Source organism: Lactobacillus delbrueckii subsp. jakobsenii ZN7a-9 = DSM 26046 (assembly GCF_001888925.1).
Classification (GTDB): Bacteria; Bacillota; Bacilli; order Lactobacillales; family Lactobacillaceae; genus Lactobacillus; species Lactobacillus delbrueckii.
In genome coordinates this window covers 1060101-1081081 of record NZ_CP018218.1, presented here as the reverse complement: position 1 = coordinate 1081081, position 20981 = coordinate 1060101, and the positions used below count along the sequence as shown (strand labels likewise).

General features: G+C 52.6%; 15 protein-coding genes and 1 pseudogene. 1 reads left to right on the top strand and 15 read right to left on the bottom strand.

What is annotated here, in order from left to right:
• Positions 1–179 precede the first annotated feature (179 nt).
• From LJ046_RS05540 to uvrC, 8 genes are all read right to left on the bottom strand, one after another.
• Positions 180–2081, bottom strand: coding sequence for an SNF2-related protein (locus LJ046_RS05540; protein ID WP_002879207.1), 1902 nt, complete (start codon positions 2079–2081; stop codon positions 180–182).
• Positions 2082–2167: 86 nt separating this feature from the next.
• Positions 2168–3733, bottom strand: coding sequence for a bifunctional metallophosphatase/5'-nucleotidase (locus LJ046_RS05535; RefSeq protein WP_002879206.1), 1566 nt, complete (start codon positions 3731–3733; stop codon positions 2168–2170).
• A 67-nt stretch (positions 3734–3800) separates the two neighbouring features.
• On the bottom strand, positions 3801–3992 hold the full coding sequence (gene rpmF / locus LJ046_RS05530) for a 50S ribosomal protein L32 (protein WP_002879204.1): 192 nt from the start codon (positions 3990–3992) through the stop codon (positions 3801–3803).
• A gap of 114 nt (positions 3993–4106) precedes the next feature.
• Positions 4107–4901, bottom strand: a complete 795-nt coding sequence (locus LJ046_RS05525) for an SDR family NAD(P)-dependent oxidoreductase (RefSeq protein ID WP_002879203.1) — start codon at positions 4899–4901, stop codon at positions 4107–4109.
• A 10-nt stretch (positions 4902–4911) separates the two neighbouring features.
• Positions 4912–5841: a ribonuclease Z gene (gene rnz, locus LJ046_RS05520; protein WP_002879202.1), complete on the bottom strand. Its 930-nt coding sequence runs from the start codon at positions 5839–5841 to the stop codon at positions 4912–4914.
• A 36-nt stretch (positions 5842–5877) separates the two neighbouring features.
• On the bottom strand, positions 5878–7821 hold the full coding sequence (locus tag LJ046_RS05515) for an acyltransferase family protein (RefSeq protein WP_002879201.1): 1944 nt from the start codon (positions 7819–7821) through the stop codon (positions 5878–5880).
• A gap of 52 nt (positions 7822–7873) precedes the next feature.
• Positions 7874–9196, bottom strand: coding sequence for a GTPase ObgE (obgE, locus tag LJ046_RS05510; RefSeq protein ID WP_002879199.1), 1323 nt, complete (start codon positions 9194–9196; stop codon positions 7874–7876).
• Positions 9197–9264: 68 nt separating this feature from the next.
• A complete protein-coding gene (uvrC, locus tag LJ046_RS05505; protein ID WP_002879197.1) occupies positions 9265–11067 on the bottom strand; it encodes an excinuclease ABC subunit UvrC in 1803 nt (600 codons plus the stop codon).
• Between the two features lie 272 nt (positions 11068–11339).
• On the opposite strand from uvrC, the gene LJ046_RS05500 reads away from it, so the two are divergent.
• Entirely contained in the window at positions 11340–12278 is a 939-nt protein-coding gene (locus tag LJ046_RS05500; protein ID WP_002879196.1) for a nucleoside hydrolase, read from the top strand.
• Positions 12279–12334: 56 nt separating this feature from the next.
• On the opposite strand, the gene recQ is transcribed toward LJ046_RS05500, so the two are convergent.
• The 7 genes and pseudogenes from recQ to LJ046_RS05460 all read right to left on the bottom strand — a co-directional run bounded on the left by recQ (position 12335) and on the right by LJ046_RS05460 (position 20977).
• Positions 12335–14104 carry a DNA helicase RecQ gene (gene recQ, locus LJ046_RS05495; protein WP_002879195.1) on the bottom strand — a complete coding sequence of 590 codons (1770 nt, stop codon included), beginning with the start codon at positions 14102–14104 and terminating at the stop codon, positions 12335–12337.
• A gap of 73 nt (positions 14105–14177) precedes the next feature.
• Positions 14178–15128, bottom strand: coding sequence for a 2-hydroxyacid dehydrogenase family protein (locus tag LJ046_RS05490; RefSeq protein WP_002879194.1), 951 nt, complete (start codon positions 15126–15128; stop codon positions 14178–14180).
• A 1-nt stretch (position 15129) separates the two neighbouring features.
• A pseudogene (locus tag LJ046_RS09995) lies at positions 15130–16099 on the bottom strand (amidohydrolase family protein).
• A gap of 128 nt (positions 16100–16227) precedes the next feature.
• Positions 16228–17427 (bottom strand): bifunctional phosphopantothenoylcysteine decarboxylase/phosphopantothenate--cysteine ligase CoaBC, encoded by a 1200-nt coding sequence (gene coaBC, locus LJ046_RS05475; protein WP_002879192.1) that lies wholly within the window; start codon positions 17425–17427, stop codon positions 16228–16230.
• Positions 17428–17438: 11 nt separating this feature from the next.
• A complete protein-coding gene (locus tag LJ046_RS05470; protein ID WP_002879191.1) occupies positions 17439–17912 on the bottom strand; it encodes an arginine repressor in 474 nt (157 codons plus the stop codon).
• A gap of 219 nt (positions 17913–18131) precedes the next feature.
• Positions 18132–19829, bottom strand: a complete 1698-nt coding sequence (argS, locus tag LJ046_RS05465) for an arginine--tRNA ligase (RefSeq protein WP_002879187.1) — start codon at positions 19827–19829, stop codon at positions 18132–18134.
• A 233-nt stretch (positions 19830–20062) separates the two neighbouring features.
• The gene (locus tag LJ046_RS05460) at positions 20063–20977 is read right to left on the bottom strand and encodes a LysR family transcriptional regulator (protein WP_002879186.1); all 915 of its coding nucleotides are present in this window, start codon (positions 20975–20977) and stop codon (positions 20063–20065) included.
• Between the last annotated feature and the right edge of the window lie 4 nt (positions 20978–20981).

The following is a 20981-nucleotide window of genomic DNA, read 5'->3' as shown; positions in this document are numbered from 1 at the left end:
GCTGCCTTTATTGTAACTCAGTCAGCAGATTCTGCTGCGAGCATAAGCAAATCTGTTAAAATATAGAAAAAATAATAAAAATTTCTGTTCATAATTAGTGAGGTGTTCAATGCCATGCACAAACAAAGTCTGGCCCTCAAATTTTCTTTTATCTTTTTCAAGAAATACAGCCCGGGCGACTAGGCAAGCGTCCGCCTGACCGCCGCCAGCAAGGCCTGCTGGGAGAGGTCTTTCTTTTTCAAGCTGTCTAATACATGCCGGTCAATCGTTCCCTTCGTCAAAAGATGGTGAATGATGACCGGCTTTTTCTGTCCCTGCCGGTAAAGGCGGCCATTCATCTGTTGGTACTGCTCCAGACTCCAGGGCAGGGTAAACCAGATCAGGGTATGGCCCCCTTCTTGCAGGTTAAGGCCCGCCCCGGCGCTGGCCGGCTGGACCAGCATAACCGGGATCTTGCCCTTGTTCCAGCGGCGGATCATGCCAGGTGAGCCGTCAAAAAGCTCAGCCTTAACCCCGTTTTTCCGGTAAAAGGCTAAAAGGCGGGAGGCGTCTGACTTGAAATAATAAGCGACCAGGCTGGGCGTAGCCGTATTGCTGGTTAAGTAGAAGCAGCTTTCTATTTTTTCATCAAAAATCTCCTGGTAATGCTCCCCGTCTTCTTCATAGATGGCACCGCTGGCTAGTTGCCGCAGGCGGCCGGCTAAAACAGCCGCGTTATCGGCGCTAAGCTCCTGGCCAGACAGGTCCAGGACCTGGTCTTTTTTCAGCTGCTGGTAGCTCTTTTTGGCCCTTGGAGGCATTTCCACCCAGTCCAGGCTCTCTGTCAGTTCCGGCAATTTCAGCCGGGTATTTTTCATGGAGATGACGATATCGTCGATGGCCCGGTAGATTTTTTCCTCACTTCCTGGCAAAAGCCGCCACTTGACCGGGTGGTTGTTGACCAGCAAGGTCGGCTCAAAGTACTGCTGCCGGTAGGCCGTGATGCTCCTGCCCAGCCGCTCTCCCTGGTCCAAGAGGTAGATTTGTGACCACAGGTCCTGGAGGGAATTAGGCGCCGGGGTCCCGGTCAGTTCAATCAGGCGCTGGATTCTCCCCCGCACGCTCTTTAAGGCCTTGAAGCGCTGGGAAGCCGGTGACTTGAATGACTGGGACTCATCGATTACCACGTTTTTAAAGAGCCAGGGACCCAGGTCAACCAGCTTGTTGACCAGGTCCCGGCTGGCAAAATACAGCTGCCAGTCACCCTTGGCGGCCTTGGCCGCGGCAGCTTCATAGAGCTCTTGCCGGCCAGCTGGAGTCAGCTGGCGGCCTTTTTCATCGGTCAAAAAGGACTGGGTCTTAAACGGCAAGTTCCACTTATCAATCTCATCTTGCCAGGTCGACTTAGCCACGGTCTTTGGGGCGATCACCAAAATATGCCCCTTCATCCCCTCTTCCCGCAATTTAGCCAGGGCAGCCAGGGTCGTCAAGGTCTTGCCCAAGCCGATATCCAGGAAAATCCCGCAGTAAGGGTGGTCCATAATAAAGTTCATGCTGTAGAGCTGATAGTCATGCAGGGGCAAAGTCTGCCCGCCCAATTTAACCTGGGCATCAACCATTTTCCCGGCAAAAGACTCAGTCTTTTCTTTTGCTCCTTTTGCTTTTTTAGCTCCTTTAACTCCCTTTACTTCTTCTGCTTTATTTGCTTCATTTGGCTTTTGGGCAGCCATGATCACCCCATCCAGCTGCAATTGCCAATTGCCATTTCTCCCGGCTTGGCTGAGAGTCAAAGTCACCACTTTCCCGGCCGGGACTTCCTGGCCAAAAATCTGCTTGAGATTGCCGCCTTCTTCTTTGGCCAGCCAGGGCAGGACCCCTTCGGCCGCCTCAAAAGAAACAATTGCTCCCGGCAAATTCTTTTCTAAATGGCCGGCAACCAGCTCCCAGTCTTTCAAGGTCACGAAAGCATAGGGCTTTTGGTGGACAGGCAGGCCGGCTAATTTTTCCGCTGCCTGCACCTGCCGCAATTCTTCGGCTGAAACGAAGGAAGTCAAATGGCTCTTAACCACTTTCCCTTGCACGCGCACATTTTCTCCTGGCATATTCCACCTCCTTAAATTGCTGCTTTTATTATGCCACAAAGGCATGAAAAAAAAGGCCTGGCGGCCTTTTTCTTCGTTATTCGTCACTAATAGAAGCGGTAGTACTTCTTCGTGTCGACCTTGACCTCTCCTTGAGTCAGGTATTCGCTGAACATCTGGACATAGTCCTTGTCCAAGGAGAATTCGATCTTGTCCAAGCTGTATTCCGGGTAGAAACCGCCCCCGTTGGCCCGATAGTTGTTGACGGCCAGGTGGTAGACCTGGTCATCTTGAATATCCCGGCCCTTGAACTTCAGCTTGGTCAAACGCTGGCCGACCGGCTTGGAGAGGTCAGCCTCGTATTCCAGTGGGTAAAAGACGTCAAAGTGGTAAAGTTCCGGCTTTGGCTTGAGGTAGCGGTCGATAAAGTGGATCTTGCCGTTTTCGTCTTTTTCCAAAAAGCTGGCCGTGTGCTCTACAATGTGACGGAGCTGCTTACCAGTCAATTTGACGCTGACCAATTGGTTGGCATATGGGTAGTTCAAAAGAATGTCCCGCATGGTTACCGTCTTGCCAAAACCCTTGGCCACGTCATTCATCACAGCCGTGGCTGAAAGGTCAGCGTGGGTGAAGTAGAGCTGCATCTGCTGGAGCAGGTTGATGAAAGGTGCCCCTTCAATCCGGCCCTTGTTGGCATCTTCAATCGGGGCTGGCTGGTCCAGGTGGGCAATTGGCTGGTCAAGCCATTTCTGGGTGGCTAGATCGAGCGGCTTAACGATTTCTTCAACTTCCGGGTCTGATGCAAAGTCCTTGGTGTCGATCAATTCGCTGGTCGCTTCTTTGACCTTGTAGCCTGCTTCCGTCTTTTCCAGGTCTAAAACGACTTCCGCAATCGCCTCGCCCCGGTAGCCCGGCTGCACGCAAGGCTTGCCGGACGGGCTTATCATGTTCAGTCTCCGGTGCTGGTGGCCCGTCAGCATGACGTCGACTTCCGGGATCTCAGTCAGAATCCGGTAGCCTTCGTTTTCCCCGTTGTGCGGTTCAGTTGCTTCCCCGCTGGCGATGTCACTTTCAAAGCCGCCGTGGTAAAGGACGGCCAGGACATCGACTTGTGGCTTGATGATCTTGGCAAAATGAGCGATCTGTTCGTAAGCAGACTTAAAGGCCAGGCCCTTGATCCGGTCAGCTGCTTCCCAGTGAGGGATGTACTGGGTGGTAATCCCCAAAACGCCAACCTTGACCCCGCTTCTTTCCAGGATCACGTAGTCCCGGCCCAGAGTCGGCACTTGGGTTTCGGTATCCAAAATATTGCAGTTAACGAATGGAGCCTTGTTGTTGTCCACATAGTAGGCCATGTATTCCTGGCCAAAGTTAAAGTCATGGTTGCCCAGGCAGCGGACGTCGTAGCCGACCGCGTTGTAAGCAGCAGTAAAGCGGGCCAGGTTGTCCAGATTCTTGCTGCCATGGGTGTAAGCAGCCAAAGGAGACCCCTGCAGGCAGTCGCCGGCATCAGTCACGATGACGTGGTCTGCCCCCCACTTGGCCTTCTCCGCCTTGATAGCGCTGGCTACCCTGCTAAGGCCGTAAGGAGCGTCGTAGTCGCCCGTGCTCTGGTAGTCAGTTGGCAGCAAGTAGCCGTGGGTGTCGCTTGAATGTAAAAAAACCAGTTTCATTCTTCGAATTCCTCAATCCTAATTTTTGGCATAAAAAAAGACACCAGAAAAACAGGTGCCTTTTAAATTAGTCGTTATCGCTAGCGTTGTTTTCGCTGACTACTTGACGACCCTTGTAGTAACCCTTAGGGGAAACACGGTGGCTCAAACGGTATTCACCAGTAGTTGCGTCGTAGTGCATTGCTGGCACGCTGAGCTTCAAGTGAGCGCGACGTGACCGTTTCTTTTGCTTAGAAGTATGTCTTGCAGGAACTGCCATTTATAACTGATCTCCTTTATTGTAATATCACAGTATCAAGTCGGTGACCTAAATACTCAAGTAATTAAATAATACTATTGCCTGGCAAATAAATCAAGAAAAACCTTACTTTATTTATTTGCGGGAGGCAAATTCAAGCGACAATTTGTCCCCGATCCCCGGGAACAAGTTGTACAATTTGGCCAAAGCCGCCAGGCTGACCGGGAGGTTGAGCTCACGCTTGTTTGAACCGAAGTAGTGGACTACTTCCCAGGCAACGTCGTCCGGGTCAAGCATGAAGGCCTGGACATTCTTGACGTACTGGCCGCTTGCATCGGCAATGTTGAAGAAGTTGGTGTAAACCGGACCCGGGTTGACGGTCATGACCTTGACGCCAAAAGGCTTGAGTTCAAGGCGCAGAACGTTGGAGAACTGGATTACGGCTGCCTTGGCGGCGCTGTAAGCCGCTGACTTGGTCGTCGGCACCTTACCGGCCATGGAGCCAAAGTTGATGATCTGCCCGCTGCCCTGCTCCAGCATCAGGCGGCCAAAAAGCCGGGTCATGTACATCAAGCCCAGGACGTCAACTTGGAACATTTCCGTGGCGTCTTGCATGTCAGCTTCCATGAATTCCTCAAACTTGCCGAAACCAGCCGCGTTGACCAGGTAGTCGATGTGCTTGACCTTTTCCTTAACTTGGTCAAAAGCCGCTTCGATGTCGCTGGCCAGGCCCAGGTCAGCCTTGACGGCGAAAGCTGCTGAAGCAGACAATTCCCTGGCTTCAGCAGCGATTTCCTCCAGCTTGTCCAGGCGGCGGGCCAGCAAAACAACCGTGGCGCCCCGGCTGGCGCTTTCCAGGGCAATTGACCGGCCGATCCCGCTGCTGGCCCCGGTAATAACTACAACTTTATTGCGTAATGAATCACTCATCTTTATCACGTTAACCTTTCATTGGAACTACGAACTTGTCCAGGTCCTTGGCCAAAGTCGTGGCCGGGAAGATCTCCCGCGCCTGTTTGACCATCTGGCTGGCCAGAGGGCCCACGTAGCGGGCCGAAACATGAGTCAGGTATAAATGCCCGACATGGCAGGCGCTAGCCGTCTCAGCGGCTTGTGTACACGTTGAGTGGTAATAGTCCCTGGCCAGCTTACCTTCGCTGGCGTCAAAGGTCGCTTCATGGACCAAGACATCAGCATGGTCAGCCAGGCGGCGGATTGACGGCGTTGACCGGGTGTCGTAAATCACGGTCACTACCCGCCCCTTCTTGGCCGGGCCTAAGAAATCCTTGCCGTTCAACACCGTGCCGTCAGCCAGTTCAACCTGCTCACCCCTCTTTAGTTTACCAAGGAGCGGGCCGTTTGGCACTTTAAATTCCGCCAACTTGTCCATCAAAAGCTCACCGGCCTTGTCAGCTTCAACCACCCGGAAGCCCCAGCTGTCGATCCGGTGGTCCAGCTTTTCAGTATAAACCTCAAAGCCCCGCTCACTGACGATCTTGCCGCCTTCTTCCAGGGTGACGAATTTGATTGGATAAGAAATCTTCGCTTTTGAAATCCTGAGAGAGGTCTTGACGAACTGTTCAATCCCTGCTGCCCCGTAAATGGTCAAGGGGCCGACGTCGCCTTGAAAGGACCTGGTTGACAAGAGGCCCGGTAGACCGAAAATGTGGTCGCCGTGATTGTGCGAGATAAAAATCTTCGTGATTTTGCGCAGGCGGATATTGGTGCGCAGAATCTGGTGCTGGGTTGCTTCCCCGCAGTCAAAGAGCCAAATCTCGTTCAGCTCATCCAATAGTTTTAAAGCCAGGCTCGAGACGTTCCGAAGCTTTGACGGCTGGCCCGAGCAGGTGCCAAGAAATTCCAGTTCCATTTAACTCCCATTCTTTTCCAAACAAATATAAAAAGGCTAATTCGATCCGCTGGCGCGGACCATTTCTTTGACGATATAAGTGCTGTAGTAGTTTTGCCCCACATTATTCGGGTGGGTCTTGTCGTCGTAAAACCAGCTGGACTGGCTGTGGGCGTAGCCGTACCAGTCAATGACGGTCAAGTTCTTGTACTTCTTGGTCAAGGTCTGCAGCTGCTGGTTGACCTGGTTTTGCCAGGACCGGGTTGGCACGACGACGTTGATCCAAAAGAGCTGGCGCTTCGGTCCGACAATCTGCATGATTTGCTTGACTTCGTCATCAGTAAAAGGCCCGTTGGTCCCCAGGCCAATCAAGACATTGTCCTGCAGCTCACCTTTTTGGGCATAAGACTGCAGCAGCTGGGGGGCCACGTCGGCCTGCCGGGAAACCGTGGCGTCGATCACGGCGTGCGGCAAAAGCTGGTGCAAGATGTCACTTGAAGAAGCCATGACCGAGTCGCCAATGGCCGTCACCTGCAGCTTTTGCGCGGCTTGCAAGTCAGCCTGGCTGATCCCGTACTTCTCAAATTCCTGGTTGACTTTTTTTCCGCCGCTCTTAGACTTAGTCGTTTTTGACTTGGTCTTGGCCTTGGAAGTCTGCTTGCTCTTCTTGCTGGATGACTTCTTAGCCGCTTTTTGCGAGCTCTTGATCAATTCCAGGGCCTTCTTGTTCATCTCAGCCTGCTGCTTGGAGTTGTCATTGATCGTCTTGATCAAAGCCCCATCCTTGTTGTCAGCCTTGGCCAGCGGGGAGAAGATGATCCCGCTGCTGCCGATCAAAAAGACCAGGAAGAAGGCCGCCGTCTTCAGCCAGTTTTTGGACAACTTGACTGGCCACTGAAAAAGCTTGGTCAAGTTGTAGCGGATGACTTCGCTGGTGTAGCGTCTTTTTTCAAAAAGACGGTAAGTAATTTCACTGATCAAGAGGATCAAGCCAATCTCGATCACCCGGTAAAAAGTCACATGGTCGGCCAGGTCGCTGACCCGGCTTTCGAAAAAGATCATGACCGGGAACTGGTAGAGGTAGATTTCATAACTTCTTGACCCCAGCCAGTTAAAGACCGGGTTGGTCATCAGCCGGTTCCAGATTCCGACCGGAGCCGCGATTACCGCCGCGAAAACCGTCACGAAGAAGCTGAAGATGAACATCCCACCATAATATGGGAAAGCGGTCTGAGCGTTCATCAAAGGCGAGAACATGAGCAAAAGCATCCCAAACAGGGTCGCCAGCCCCGTCCAGTTGAGAATCACCCCATCTTTTTGGGTAAAGCGGTTGTCCAGCTCTTCAAAAGGCCAGAGAACTGCCATGGCGCTGCCCAGGCCCAAAGAGAAGAAGCGGGTGTCAGTCCCGTAGTAAATCCGGCTTGTATCCTGGCCCGGCCGGAAAAGCAGGGCCATTTCCAGAGCGGACAAGACCGACAGACCCACCAGAACCCAGAAGATATTCCGCCGCTTTTTGGCAAATTTGACCAAGAGGGCCATCACCAGCGGCCAGAGCAGGTAGAACTGCCAGTCAATCGCCATCGTCCACAAGTGGGTAAAAGGCGATTCATTATTGGCAAAACGCTCAAAGTAACTCTGCCCGTTGAATATCTGCCACCAGTTATATACCCCCAGCAAGTTGCTGGCGACAATCTGGTAAAGCTTGTTTAAAAGGTTGCGCTGAAAGAGCACGATATATGCACTGGTCAGCCAGAGCATGGCGATCAGCGGGGGATAAAGACGCTTGAAGCGGCGCTGGTAAAAGGACTTGATGTCAAAATAGCCCTGATTGCGGTAGGCAGCCATAATCTGGTTGGTTACCAGATAACCGGTCAAAACCAGAAAGACCGGCACGCCCAGGTAACCTCCGCCAAAGTGGTCCGGATCCAGGTGATATAAAATTACCCCGATTACGGCCAGGGCCCGCAAGCCAGCATAGCCAGTAATATATCGTTTCTTCATTTTTTCAATTTTCTAACTTTCGTTTCTCTATTCTATTTTTGCAATCTATCCCTTATTGCACGAATTCAAAGCTGAAGTCGCCAATGTAAACGTCGTCTCCATCGACAGCGCCTTGCGCCCGCAGTTCATCATCGACACCCATCTTCTTCAAGCGGCGGGCCAGGCGCATGATCCCGTCCTGGTGGTCCAGGTTGGTCATGGCTACCAGGCGTTCAAGCTGCTCACCGTGAATTTCAAATTCGTGGTCAGCCAGCTTTTCAACCGTGAATTCCATCTTTTCAGGCCGGTGGTACTTGTAGGTCTTAGTCTTGACCTCTTCCTTGGGCTTAACGGCAGCTTCAGCCTCTTGGACTTCAACCTCGCTGACCAGGTCAGCCGCCCGACTCATCAAGCGGTCAACGCCCTGGTGGGTAACGCTGGAGAGTTCGTAAACTTCCTGGTCAACCCCATGCGCGGCCAGGTCCTTCTTAAACTGGGCCAGTTTCTCATCGGCGCCTGGAATATCCATCTGGCTGGCCACGATGATTTCCCGCTTGCTGGAAAGGTCATCTTCCGTGTATGAGGCCAGTTCGTGCAAGATGGTCTCATAGTCCTCGTAGGCATCCCGGCCGTTGTTCGGGTCCATGGACACCATATGCAGGATAACCTTGGTTCTCTCCACGTGGCGCAGGAACTGGATCCCCAGCCCTACCCCCTGGCTGGCCCCCTTGATCAGGCCCGGCAGGTCGGCCATGGAGAAGTCCCGGCCGTCTGGCAAAAGAACCATGCCTAGGTTTGGCTTCAAAGTCGTAAACTGATAAGCCGCGATCTTTGGCTTGGCACTGGTGACGACTGACAAAAGGGTTGACTTGCCGACAGACGGGAAGCCGACCAAACCGACGTCAGCCAGGACCTTTAATTCCAAACGCAGGGTCCGGAATTCACCCGGTTCCCCGTTTTCAGCGATTTCCGGCGCCGTGTTGACGCTGGTGGCAAAGTGGATGTTGCCCCGGCCGCCCCGGCCGCCTTTAGCAACGACCAGCTCCTGGCCATTTTCAACCAAGTCACCGATTTCTTCACCGGTGAAAAAGTCATAAACGGTCGTGCCGACCGGCACCTTCAAGTACAGGTCCTTGGCTGCCTTGCCGTATTGGGCCTTGATGCGGCCGTTTTCGCCCGGCTCAGCCTTGAACTTGCGCCGGTAGCGGAAATCCATCAAGGTTCTGAGGCCGTTATCGGCCACGAAGATAATGGACCCGCCCCGGCCGCCGTCACCGCCAGCTGGTCCCCCGTTAGGCATGAATTTTTCATGGCGGAAGGCCACCATGCCGTCCCCGCCCTTTCCGGCTTGGACTTCAATTTTAGTTTGATCAACAAATGTTGAAGGAGTTGGCATTCTTGTTTTTACCTTTTCTTTCTTTCGTTAATTGTTACCATTTAATCATAAGCTATTTTGCCCAATAGCTAAAGGGAAATTTTGACTGCCTGCGCCTGGGTTAAAGTCAGTCCCGCCTTGCGCAGATCATCAATAGAAGCTTCCTTGATCTTCTTTAAAGAGCCAAATTCCCGCAAAAGCTTGGTCCGGCTCTTCGGCCCGATACCTTTGATCGAGTCCAGCCGGCTGACCAGGGAGTTTTTCGCATGGGTCTGCCGGTGGAAGGTGATGGCAAAGCGGTGAACCTCATCTTGAATCCGGGTCATTAAGTAAAAGCCTTCTGACTTCGGATCCATTGGAATCAGCTTGAAAGGCTGGCCCTTAAACGGGTCACCGTACAAGAGGTGGTTGGTCCGGTGCTTGTCATCTTTAACCATCCCCGCTACCGGAATATCCAGGTTCAGCTCGTTTCTTAAGACGTCCTCGCAGGCTTCCACCTGGATCTGTCCCCCGTCCATCAAGATCAGGTCCGGCATTCTTTCATGCTCTTTTAACAGCCGGCTGTAGCGGCGGCGGACGACTTCCCGGGTGTTGCCGACTTCATCGGCGCTGTTTTGGTGCTCAACTTCCCCCTTCAGCTTGAACTTCCGGTAGCCGGTCTTAAAGGGTTCTCCGTCTTTAAAGACAACCAGGGCCGAAACCGGGTCTGCCCCTTGAATATGGGAGTGGTCAAAACTTTCAATGTATGACCCGTAAGGCAGACCCAGGGCCTTGAAAATTTCTTCCTGGGCCCCTTTAGTCTTGCGCTGGCCGAGCTCCAGCAGGCGGAATTTGTCATCCAGCTTCAGCTGGGCATTTTCCCGGGCCATCTCCATCAAAGAAGCCTTCTGCCCCCTTTGCGGGGTCCGGACCTTAATACCGATAGCCGCGGCCAGTTCATCCTGGTCGATGCCTTTTGGCACCAGGACTTCCCTTGGCTTGACCCGATTCTTTTGGGCGTAGAACTGGGCAATAAAGGACATGAATTCGTCTTCTGGGTCAGTTGCATCAGTCAAAGGGAACATGTGCGACTCCCGCCGCAAGAGCTTAGCCTGCCGCAAAAAGAAGACCTGGATGGAAATCCAGGACCGGTCCACGTAATAGTTGAAGATGTCTCTTTGGGTATGGTCATTAGAGATGATCTTCTGCTTTTCAACCGTTTCTTCAATATACTTGAGCTGGTCCCGGAGTTCCCCGGCTCTTTCAAATTCCAGGTCAGCTGAAGCTTGCAGCATCTTATTGGTCAAGTCTTTCTTGACCTCCTGGATGTCCCCGTTCAAAAAGCGCTTGATCTTCTTGATCTGCTCGTCATATTCGCTTTGCGGCACTTCCTTAAAGCAGCTGCCTAGGCACTGGCCCATATGGTAGTAAAGGCAGGGCCGGCCGGTATAGCCGCTGCAGCGGCGTAAAGGGAAGACCTTCTGGATGAATTTTAAAGTCGCGCTGGCCGCGTAGACGTTGGGGTAAGGGCCAAAATAGTAGCCCTTGTCCTTGTAGACGATCGAGGTCAAGCGGGTCTGGGGATTTTTCTCATTCGTGATTTCGATATAGGGATAGCCCGTCCCCAACTTCAGAGCCACATTGTAATAAGGCTGGTACTTTTTGATTAGGGTGACTTCCAGCAAAAAGGCTTCCTTGTCAGAATCCACCACGATGATATCATAATCGGCAATATTCTTGACCAGCTCGGCCCGGCGGCCCTCCTGGCTGCTCTTGAAGTAGGACCGGACCCGGTTTTTCAAGTTTTTGGACTTGCCAACATAGATGACCTTGCCTTTGACGTCCTTCATCAGATAACAGCCGGCCTTTTCCGGCAGCAATTTCAATTTGTTTTCAATCAATTGACTCGCCATGTCTGCCTCCCCGCGATTCATTTACCGTACGATTTTATCACGAAACGTATTATTCTAACACCGATCCGCCTATAATCGCAAAAATATTTTAATGATTTTCCATGACCAAACCGGGACAAAATAAGGCCCTCTTAACAATAATCCTTTTATAGCTAGTCTTGTTCTACTTTTAGTCCAAAATAAACTTTTTTCTCGGAAAACGGCTGTCTTTTGTCCCTGTATCACGTATAATAATCTTGTTAAGACTATAGGATTTAGGAAGGCAAGATTTCATGAAGAACTTCTACTTGAACCATGACAGCAACATGGATGACTTTACTTCACTTTTGCTCATGCTTTTGGCACCAGGAATCAAGCTAATCGGGGTCGGGGTAACCGACGCCGACGGCTACGTTGAACCAGGCGTTTCCGCTTCCCGGAAGCTGATCGACCGCTTCAACCAGCGCGGCGACAAGCTGGAAGTGGCCAAGTCCGACTCCCGGGCAGTCCACCAGTTCCCGGAAGCCTGGAGAGTGTCAGCTTTTTCCGTGGACCACTTCCCGATCTTGAATGAAAAAGGCACGGTTGAAACGCCAGTTGCCGCAAAGCCGGCCCACCTGGACATGATCGACAAGATCCATGCTGCTGACGGCCCGGTTACCCTGGTCTTTACCGGTCCGCTTACTGACTTGGCCCGGGCCCTGGAAATTGACCCAAGCATCCAAGACAAGATCGAGGAACTTTACTGGATGGGCGGGTCTTTGAACGCCCACGGTAACGTTTATGCCCCATGCGCTGACGGGACCCAGGAATGGAATGCCTGGTGGGACCCGGAAGCCTGCAAGACGGTCTGGGACTCCAAGATCAAGATCCAGCAGGTCGGCCTGGAATCAACCGAAGAACTGCCTCTGACCGATGAAATGCGCCAGCACTTTGCATCCAACCGCAAGTACCCGGCCTTTGAATTCCTGGGCCATGTCTACGCCCTGGTCAACTCATTTGAAGTCGACTCAACTTACTACCTCTGGGACGTTTTGACCACCATGAGCGCCCTTTACCCGGAAATCGCCACGACCCGTGACACCAAGTCTGACGTCTACACTGACGGCGACCGGGCTGCCCGCTTCTTTGAAACTAAAAATGGCCGGCCAATGACCCTGGTTACTTCCGCTAACTACGACAAGTTCTGGGAACGCTTTGACGACCTGTGCGAAAAGGCCAAGCTTTTATAAAAAATAAAGCAGTAATAACGATTAAAACCTTCAGAAGATTTCCTTCTGAAGGTTTTTTATCCATATTTTTTGATTACGGCCAGCATGGCCTTTCCATAGTTGGCCAGTTTGGCATCCCCGACCCCGCTGCACTGGAGCAGCTCTTCCGGCGTTTGCGGTTTCCTAGCTGCCATATCCCGCAAAGACAAGTCGGAAAAGATGACAAATGGCGGCACTCCCCGCTTTTGGGCCAGGATCCGGCGGGCCTTTCTGAGCTCTTCAAAGAGGACCTGGTCACCGCCTGTTTCAGCAAGCTGCTCACTTTTGACTTCCTGGCGCCTTTTGACTCTGGCCTTGCCGTCCAAAACGTCCCAGCCCCGGTTGGTTACATGGACCAAGGGATAGCGGTCCCCCACCAGCTGCAGGTAGCCCTTTGAAACCAAGTAGTCGACCAGGCTGCTTACATCAGCCTGCTTTTTTCCCTTGAGTAGGCCGTAGTGGACACACTCATCAGCCCTGATCTCACTGATCTTCTTGACTTTGGACCCAGTCACAGCCTGGGCAACGATTTTTTTGCCATAGCGGCCGTCTAAGTCATAGACCATGCCGATTATAGCCTGGGCTTCGGCCGTCACCTCCTGGAAGTCGCCGCTGTTTAAGCAGTTGCTGCACTTGCCGCAGGGCGGGCAGTCCTGGCCAAAGTAGCGGACGATAAATTGCTGCAGGCACTCGTCTGTATTGGCATAGTCGCTGATCGTCTGCAGCTTTTGGTACTGGACCTGCCGGTAGGACTCATCAGCTTCAGAATTGTCGATAAACCAGCGGAACTGGCGAAGATCACTGGGGTGAAAAAGCATTACGGCCTCACTCTCCAGACCGTCACGGCCCGCCCGGCCGGCTTCCTGGTAATAGGCCTCCAGGTTTTTGGCGCTGTTTGCATGCAGGACAAAGCGGACATTGCTCTTGTCGATCCCCATGCCAAAAGCATTCGTAGCCACGATCAAGGGAATCCGGTCATACTGGAAGTCGTCTTGGACCTGGGCCCGTTCCTCATTGGACATCCCGGCGTGGTAGGCGGCAACGTTAAAGCCCTCCCGGCGCAAAAATTTGGTCAGCCCCTCCACCTTTTTCCGGGTGTTGGAATAAATAATGCCCGCCTCACCCCGGTGCTGCTTCAAGTAGTTGACGATATAGGCCCGGCTGTTTTTCGGCGCGTTGACCAGCTTGAAGTGGAGATTTTTTCTTTCAAAACTGGTGATGACGAAATTCTCCTCGGAAATGTCCAGCTGCTGGCCGATGTCCTCTCTGACCGCCTTAGTGGCCGTAGCTGTGAGGGCCAGAACATTGGGATGGGTATGGAGGGCGTTTATCCCGTCCTTTAGCTTCCGGTAGGCCGGCCGGAAGTCATGCCCCCACTGGGAAATGCAGTGGGCTTCATCGATGGCGACCAGGTTGACCTCCAAAAAGTTGAGCTGGTAGCGGAAATAGTCCATCTCCATCCGTTCTGGCGTCACGTAGAGCAGCTTGATTTTCCCTTCATAGCAGGCTCTTAAGATGGGATTGACGTCTTCCTGGGCTGTGGAGCTGTTAAGCGCCGCGGCCGGTATCCCGTACTCGCGCAGGCTGTCAACCTGGTCCTTCATCAAGGAGATCAAGGGTGAGATCACCACAGTCGTACCGGGAATCATCAAGGCCGGGATCTGGTAGCAAAGCGACTTCCCGCCCCCGGTCGGCATGACTGCCAGGACATTTTTTCCCTGGAAAACTTTTTCAATAATTTCACTTTGGCCCGGCCGGAAACTGTCATAGCCAAAATACTTCTTTAAGACCTGCTGTGGATCAAGCAAGCTCTCTACCCCCTTTAATTCGCTTTACAGTAGCTAACACTTAATGATAACAAAAAAGATGCAAAAGCATCTTTTAGTTGACCCGGTTGACCGGCACTCCGTCAACCAGGAAGGAGACAATATTGTGGCTGGCTTCTTTCAAGACGCTGCGCCGGGACTCCCGGGTGGCGCTGCCGGCATGCGGGGTCAAAATCACATTGTCTAGCTGGCAGAATTCCTTATTGAAGTCCGGTTCTTCTTCAAACACGTCCAGGCCCGCCCCGGCAATCCGCTTGCCCTTTAAGGCCCGCAAAAGCGCCGCTTCATCGACCAGGCTGCCCCGGGAAGTATTGATCAAAAAGGCCGTCGGCTGCATCATGCTCAAGGCTGCTTCATCAATCACGTGGTAGGTTTCCGCCGTGGCCGGAGCGTTCAAGCTGACATAGTCGGCCTGGCTGAGCAGGTCGGCAAAGGGCACGTAGCTGACTCCCAGGGCCCGCTCTTCATTTTCCGGCAATTGGTGGCGGTTGTGGTAGAGAATGTTCATCCCGAAGGTCCGGGCATAGCTGGCCAGGGTCTTGCCGATTCTCCCCATGCCGAAGATCCCCAGGGTCTTGCCGACCGGGCTCTGCCCCTGGTTTTCGAGCAAGCCTGTATCCAAAAAGTTCCCTTGCCGCATCTCTTGATTGTAGAGGGCCAATTTCCGGCTGAGAGCCAAAAGGAGGGTAAAGGCCATTTCCGCCGTCGGCTGCATGACGCTGGCCGGGCAGTTGGAGACGATGATCCCCTGGCTGCTGGCATAGTCCACGTCGATATGGTCATAGCCAACTCCGGTCGCGGAAACGATCTTGAGCTTTTTGCCCGCGTCCAAAAGTTCCTGGTCAACTGGCAGCTTGCCGGTGATCAGGGCATCAAAATCCCCTAGGTTAGCCAGGTACCAGTCCTTGCCGGCACCTGCCGGAGCAAAGGTCACTTCACATACTTTTTCCAATTCGGGCAGCTGCTTGACCGCCAGGCCCGCCACCAAAACTTTCGCATTTTCCATCTTAAGCATCTCCCTCAAACAGCGGATCGCGGCTGGCCCTTAAAGCCGCCACGTGGCCTGCCTTGAAATAAATTCTTTTCGCGTTGCCATAATAAACATCAGCCAGTTCCGCTTCTGAAAAAATCCCTGCGTCTTCCAGCCAGGAATAAAGCTGGCCGTAATCATTGAAAGTGGCTGACCAGGGCGCGTCGCTGCCCCATAAGAGCCTTTTGGCCCCCACGATTTCCTTGGCCAGGCCCACCGCTTCCTGGCAGAAGGGGTAAGGATAAGTCTGCTCACCCGCGATGTCTTGCAGGGCGGCCAGGTCAAAGCTGATATTCGGCAAAGGAGCAAAAAGAGCCAGTTCTTTTTCCAGCAAGTCCAACTTGCCAGGCTTTGGGAAGGACAAATGGCAGAGGACAAAGTCCAAATCTGGATAACGCTTAACCAGCCGGGCCAAGGACCGGGGCTGGTGGCTGGCTGCTGTCGCCGTAGTCCACGGCCACCGCGAAGCCTGGGTAAGAACTGAGATAGTCCAAAATTTTGCCCAAGCGGTCGGCTTCTGCCAAGTCAAAAGGCAAATGGTAGCCCATAAGGCCGCCGGCCTGGCTGACTTCCAGTTTCAAAGCCCGAAAGCCCAGGTCTTCAACATGGCGCTTGACGATTTTTTCCGCTTCACTGGTAAAGGGATCAACGGAAAAAGCCGGAGCAAAGCGGTCCGGGGCGGCCTTGGCTGCCTGCCAGCTGTAATAATTTTGAAAGCCATACAGGCTTCCCTGCACAAGGACGGCCTTGGCCACATCATGGTCTTCCATTACTTTCCTGGCGGCGTCTGCTCGAAAAGCGTCATCACCCCAGCCGGCGGGAAAGAGGCGGGTCTTAAAGCCGCTGTCCCAGACAACCAGGCCATTTCCCAAGGCATTGCTGCGGCCATTGCCCTTGTAGCTAGCCAGGTCCCGCACCAGGTGCAGGTGGGCATCAATTTTCTTCATTATTCGTCTTCCAATCTTTTTCGCGAAACTCTTACCCTTATTATAGTGAAAGCGGTTCATTTTAGTAAAAGTTTCAGAAAAAAATAAAAGGTCTTTCACCAGGTAAAAGGCCTCTTACTTCATTTCTTTTAATTCTTCTTTTCTGCCAGCCTAGCCAAAGTCAGTTCGAGCAAGCGGTCAGCCACGGCCTGCTTGCTCATCCGCGGCCAAGGGTCCAGCTCCTTGCCTTGTTCCAGGATCGTTACCTGGTCCTCGTCGCCGCCAAAGGCATCCCCGCTGACGTCATTGGCCACGATCAAGTCAGCGCCTTTCTCTGCCAGCTTCCGGCTGGCATTGGCCAGAAGGTCATTAGTTTCAGCCGCAAAGCCGATGACCACTTGGTCCGGCCTTTTCTTTTGGGCCATTGTTTTTAACAGGTCCGGATTCTTGACCAGCTGCAGGGTCATTTCCTCTACCCCGGCCTGCTTCTTCAGCTTGTGGTCAGCAGCTTCCTTTGGCCGCCAGTCGCTGACGGCTGCCGCCATCAACAGGGCATCAGCAGCCGGGAAAAGTTCTTCCAGCTTCTCCAGCATGGCCTGGGCCGACAGGGCGGGATGGAGGTGAATCCGGGCATCCCTTGGCAGGGAAACTGAGACGTTGCCGTAAATCAAGTCCACCTCGGCCCCTCTTTTGGCCGCGGCTTCTGCCAAGCGGAAGCCCATCTTGCCGCTTGACCGGTTGCCGATAAAGCGGACCGGGTCAATAGCTTCCAGGTTGCCCCCCGCAGTGACGACGATTCGCTTGCCTTTGGCTGGCAAGTCAAGCTGGTCATTAACCCAGGCCAGGATCTCTTCAGCTTCCGGCATCCGGCCCTTGCCGGCATAGCCTTCAGCCAGTCGGCCCACGGCCGGTTCCATGATCCGGTCGCCGCCCTCCTTTAACAAGCGGAGATTGCGCTGTACAGCAGGATTTTCCCACATATGGCTATTCATTGCCGGCACGATCAAGCGCGGGCAGTGCAATGCCAAAAGGGTGGTTGAAACGGCATCATCCCCGATCCCCTGGGCCATCTTGGCCAAGATATTAGCATCAGCCGGCACGACCAGGGCCAGCTGGCTCCAGTCAGCCAAGTCGATATGGGCGATTTCTGCCTGCCGGCCTGGACTGAACAAGTCGTCCAAAACCGGCCATTTCGTTAAGGCCGCCAAAGTTGCCGGACCAACAAAACGTTCACTCTTGGCCGTCATCGCTACCCGGACTTCATGGCCCGCCTTCTGCAGGCCCCGGACAACGCTCACGGCCTTATAGGCAGCTATGCCGCCAGTCATATAGACCGAAATTCTTGCCATTATCGCTCGCCTTAGTAGATTTTGCGTTCCTTAACGATGGCTTGTGCCCAGTCCGCGAAGCTGGCAGCTGCTTCAGCGTCCTTCAAGATAACCAAAAGAGTATCAGTACCGGCGATCGTGCCGACCACGTCATCGTTGTCAATATCGTCAATTAATCCTGCCAAAATTGGCGCGTAAGTCAATTTCATGCTGGTTTGAATGACAACGGTAAACTGAACGGCAGTTACAGTTGCCACCCGTTCGCGGATCGCGTCTTTCAGCTGCCTTTCCCGGTTAACAGCAGCTGATGGCGCCTTGACGTAGTAGCTGCGGCCGTCATCATCTGGCACCTTGCTGATGTGCAAGGCGCGAATGTCCCGGGAAATAGTAGCCTGGGTCGCGTTCGCGCCATGGGCTTGCAACAAGAGCAGCAATTGTTCCTGGGTTTCAATCTTGTTGGTCTGAATCAGTTCGTAAATCAGCTGTCTTCTTTCTTTGTAGTTCATAATTATTGCCCCTTAATATTATATTTAAGCGTTTTAGATACCTTTAATTTTAACGCACTTTTATATTTCAATAAAGCTGTTATTTAATTCTTCTTGAATTATCCGACTTTCTTCGATCAATTTTTTCTGCAATTATCCCAAACAACATTGACATTAGCCAATAAAAAATGCCTTGAAGCAAGTTCAAGGCATTTAACATCATTTATGTAAAATGAAAAACTACATTTCGTCTGGTGCCTTGACGTCCAGCAAGTCCAGGGCTGACTTGATGACATGGCTGACCGCTTGGACAACGGCCAAACGAGCCTTCTTGACATCTTCGTCAACGTCATCAACCAAAATTCTGGTGTGAGCGTAGTACTTGTTGAAGCGCTTGGCCAATTCTAGGGCGTACTTGGCAATTGCGCTTGGGTCGTAGGTTTCCATGGCCTTTTGGATGGTGTCGGCGTAGCGGCCCATGAAGGAGACCAGGTCCCATTCTTCAGCACCGATCTTGGTTAAGTCAGCGTCTGAGAAGTCGGTAATGCCGCTCTTTCTCAAGAGGCTTTCGCCACGGGCCCGGGAATATTGCACGTAAGGGCCGGTTTCACCTTCGAACTTAACGACTTCTTCCAGGTTGAAGTCGACTGGGTTGCGGCGGTAGTTCTTCAAGTCGTGGAAGACAACCGCGCCGATACCGACTTGCTTGGCAACTTCGTCAGCGTTCTTCAAGCCGACGTTCTTTTCAGAAATCTGCTTGCGGGCCAGGTCAACTGATTCGTTCAAAACGTCTTCCAGGTTAACGACGTTACCCTTTCTGGTAGACATCTTCTGGCCGTTGATGCTCATCAGACCGAAGCTGATGTGAACAATGTCGTCAGCCCAGTCAAAGCCCATTTCCTTCAAGCAGGCACGCAGCTGCTGGAAGTAGACTTCCTGTTCCTGGCCGACAACGTAGATGGACTTGTAGAAGTCATAAGTCTTCTTCCGGTACATGGCAGTTGCTAGGTCACGGGTGATGTAAGTTGAAGTCCCGTTACTCTTGATAACCATCAAAGGCGGCAGGTTGTACTTTTCAAGGTCGACGATTTCAGCACCTTGGCTCTTAACCAAGAGACCCTTTTCCCGCAGGATTTGGATTGGTTCATCCATCATTTGGGCACTGAAGGCTTCACCAGTGAAGGAGTCGAAGTGAACGTCCAGCATGTTATAAACCTTCTTGAACCGTTCCAGGGAAACTTCTCTGAACCAGCTCCACAAGCGCTTGGCTTCTTCATCGCCGTGTTCCAGCTTGGAAAACCATTCCCGGCCCTCTTCATCGTATTCCGGGTGTTCTTCAGCTTCCCGGTTGATTCGGACATAGTAAGACAAAAGGGTGTTGATTGGGTCCTTTTCGATGTCGGCGTCGTTGCCCCACATCTTGTAGGCAGCCATCATCTTCCCGAATTGGGTGCCCCAGTCACCCAGGTAGTCGATTCTGATCGGCTTGAAGCCTTCCTTGGCCAGAATGCGGGCAATAGCTTCACCGATCATGGTTGACCGCAGGTGACCCATCCCCATTGGCTTGGCAATGTTAGGTGATGAGTATTCAGTTGAAACGCTCCGGCCGTGGCCCAGGTCACGGGCACCGTAGTTTTCAGGGTCAGCCAGGATTTCCCGCAGGATGGCCGCCCCGGTCTGGCTCTTGTCCAGGAAGAAGTTGATGTATGGGCCAACTGCTTCCACCTTTTCAAAGCTGCCTTGGTCGATCTTCTCAGCCAGTTCAGCCGCGATCAGGTTTGGCGCCTTGCGCATGGTCTTGGCTAAAGTAAAGGTTGGAAAAGCGTAATCCCCCAGCTTTTCGTCCTTTGGCCGTTCAATCTTGACATCAATGTCATCCAGTGACCAGTCAGGCAAAACCGTCTGTAAAGCTTCTGCAACAAGTTGTTTACCGTTCATAAAATACCTTCTTTATTTCCTATGTCTAAAAAATTGAATAAAAATTACTCAGCGCCCGCTTGCCCCATCGCTGATGCAAATTTTAGTTTATGCTTCCTATTAATCTCATGGAGTGTGACAAAACGCTTTGTAGTCTCATTTATTTTTACTCTGTATATTATAGCAAGAGATTAGAGGATATAACAACAAATTTTAACAATTTCATTATACTATTTATACAGACTGCATGCATTCTATGCGCTTTCCGCTTCCATCGTCAAGCGCCCGCCCGGATACTGGCGTCTGATCAGTTCATGCACGTTCTTGATCATCTGCCTGCTTGAAGGAGCCAGCCGTTGCTGGTTTGAGGTTACCAGGGCGATCTTCCGGTAAAAGGGAGTGCTGAAAGGCAGGATTCTGACTTCCCCCTGCATCTTCTGCAGGGCCAAAGCCGGCAGGATCCCCAGCCCCAGGCCCGCTTCCACCATAGCCACGATTGACTGGTCGTCGATGGAAAAGCGAATAGCCGTTGACTTAATTGAGTAGTGGTCAAGCGCGGCCTTGGTATCCAGGTCGTAGTCGCTTTGCTGTAGGATAAAGTTGCAGTTGACCAGGTCTTCCTCACTGACGCTGTGGCCGTTTTTGACCTGGAAGTCTTTGGGGGCAATGCAGTAGATTTCGTCTTCCAGAATTTTTTCGCAGCTAATCCCCTGCTCATTTTCCGGCAGCATGGTCAGACCCAGGTCCAACTGGCCGCTTTTCACAGCCTGGGTAATTTCACTGAAGCCAGCCTGGCGGACGGAAATCTTGATCTGGGGGTACTTTTTAGCAAAATTCCGGATTAAAGGCGGCAGCCAGTTGATGCAGGCCGAAGAGAAGGCCCCGATCCGGATCAACCCGGTGTCCAGGCCCTGGATCTGCTGGGCGACCTGCTCCAGCCGGCTCTGGTCATTGATGATTTCCTGGATCAAGGGAAGGATTTTCTCCCCATCCGGGGTCAGTTTAACCCCGTTTCTTGACCTAACAAAGACCGGAAAGCCCAGTTCGGTTTCCAGCTGGTTGACCGAGTGGCTGATGGCCGACGGGGTCACGTTTAAGACTGCGGCAGCCTTGTTGAAGGTTCCCTGGTCGATCACTGTCTGGAAGACTAGATATGGAAATGGCAGCATTTGC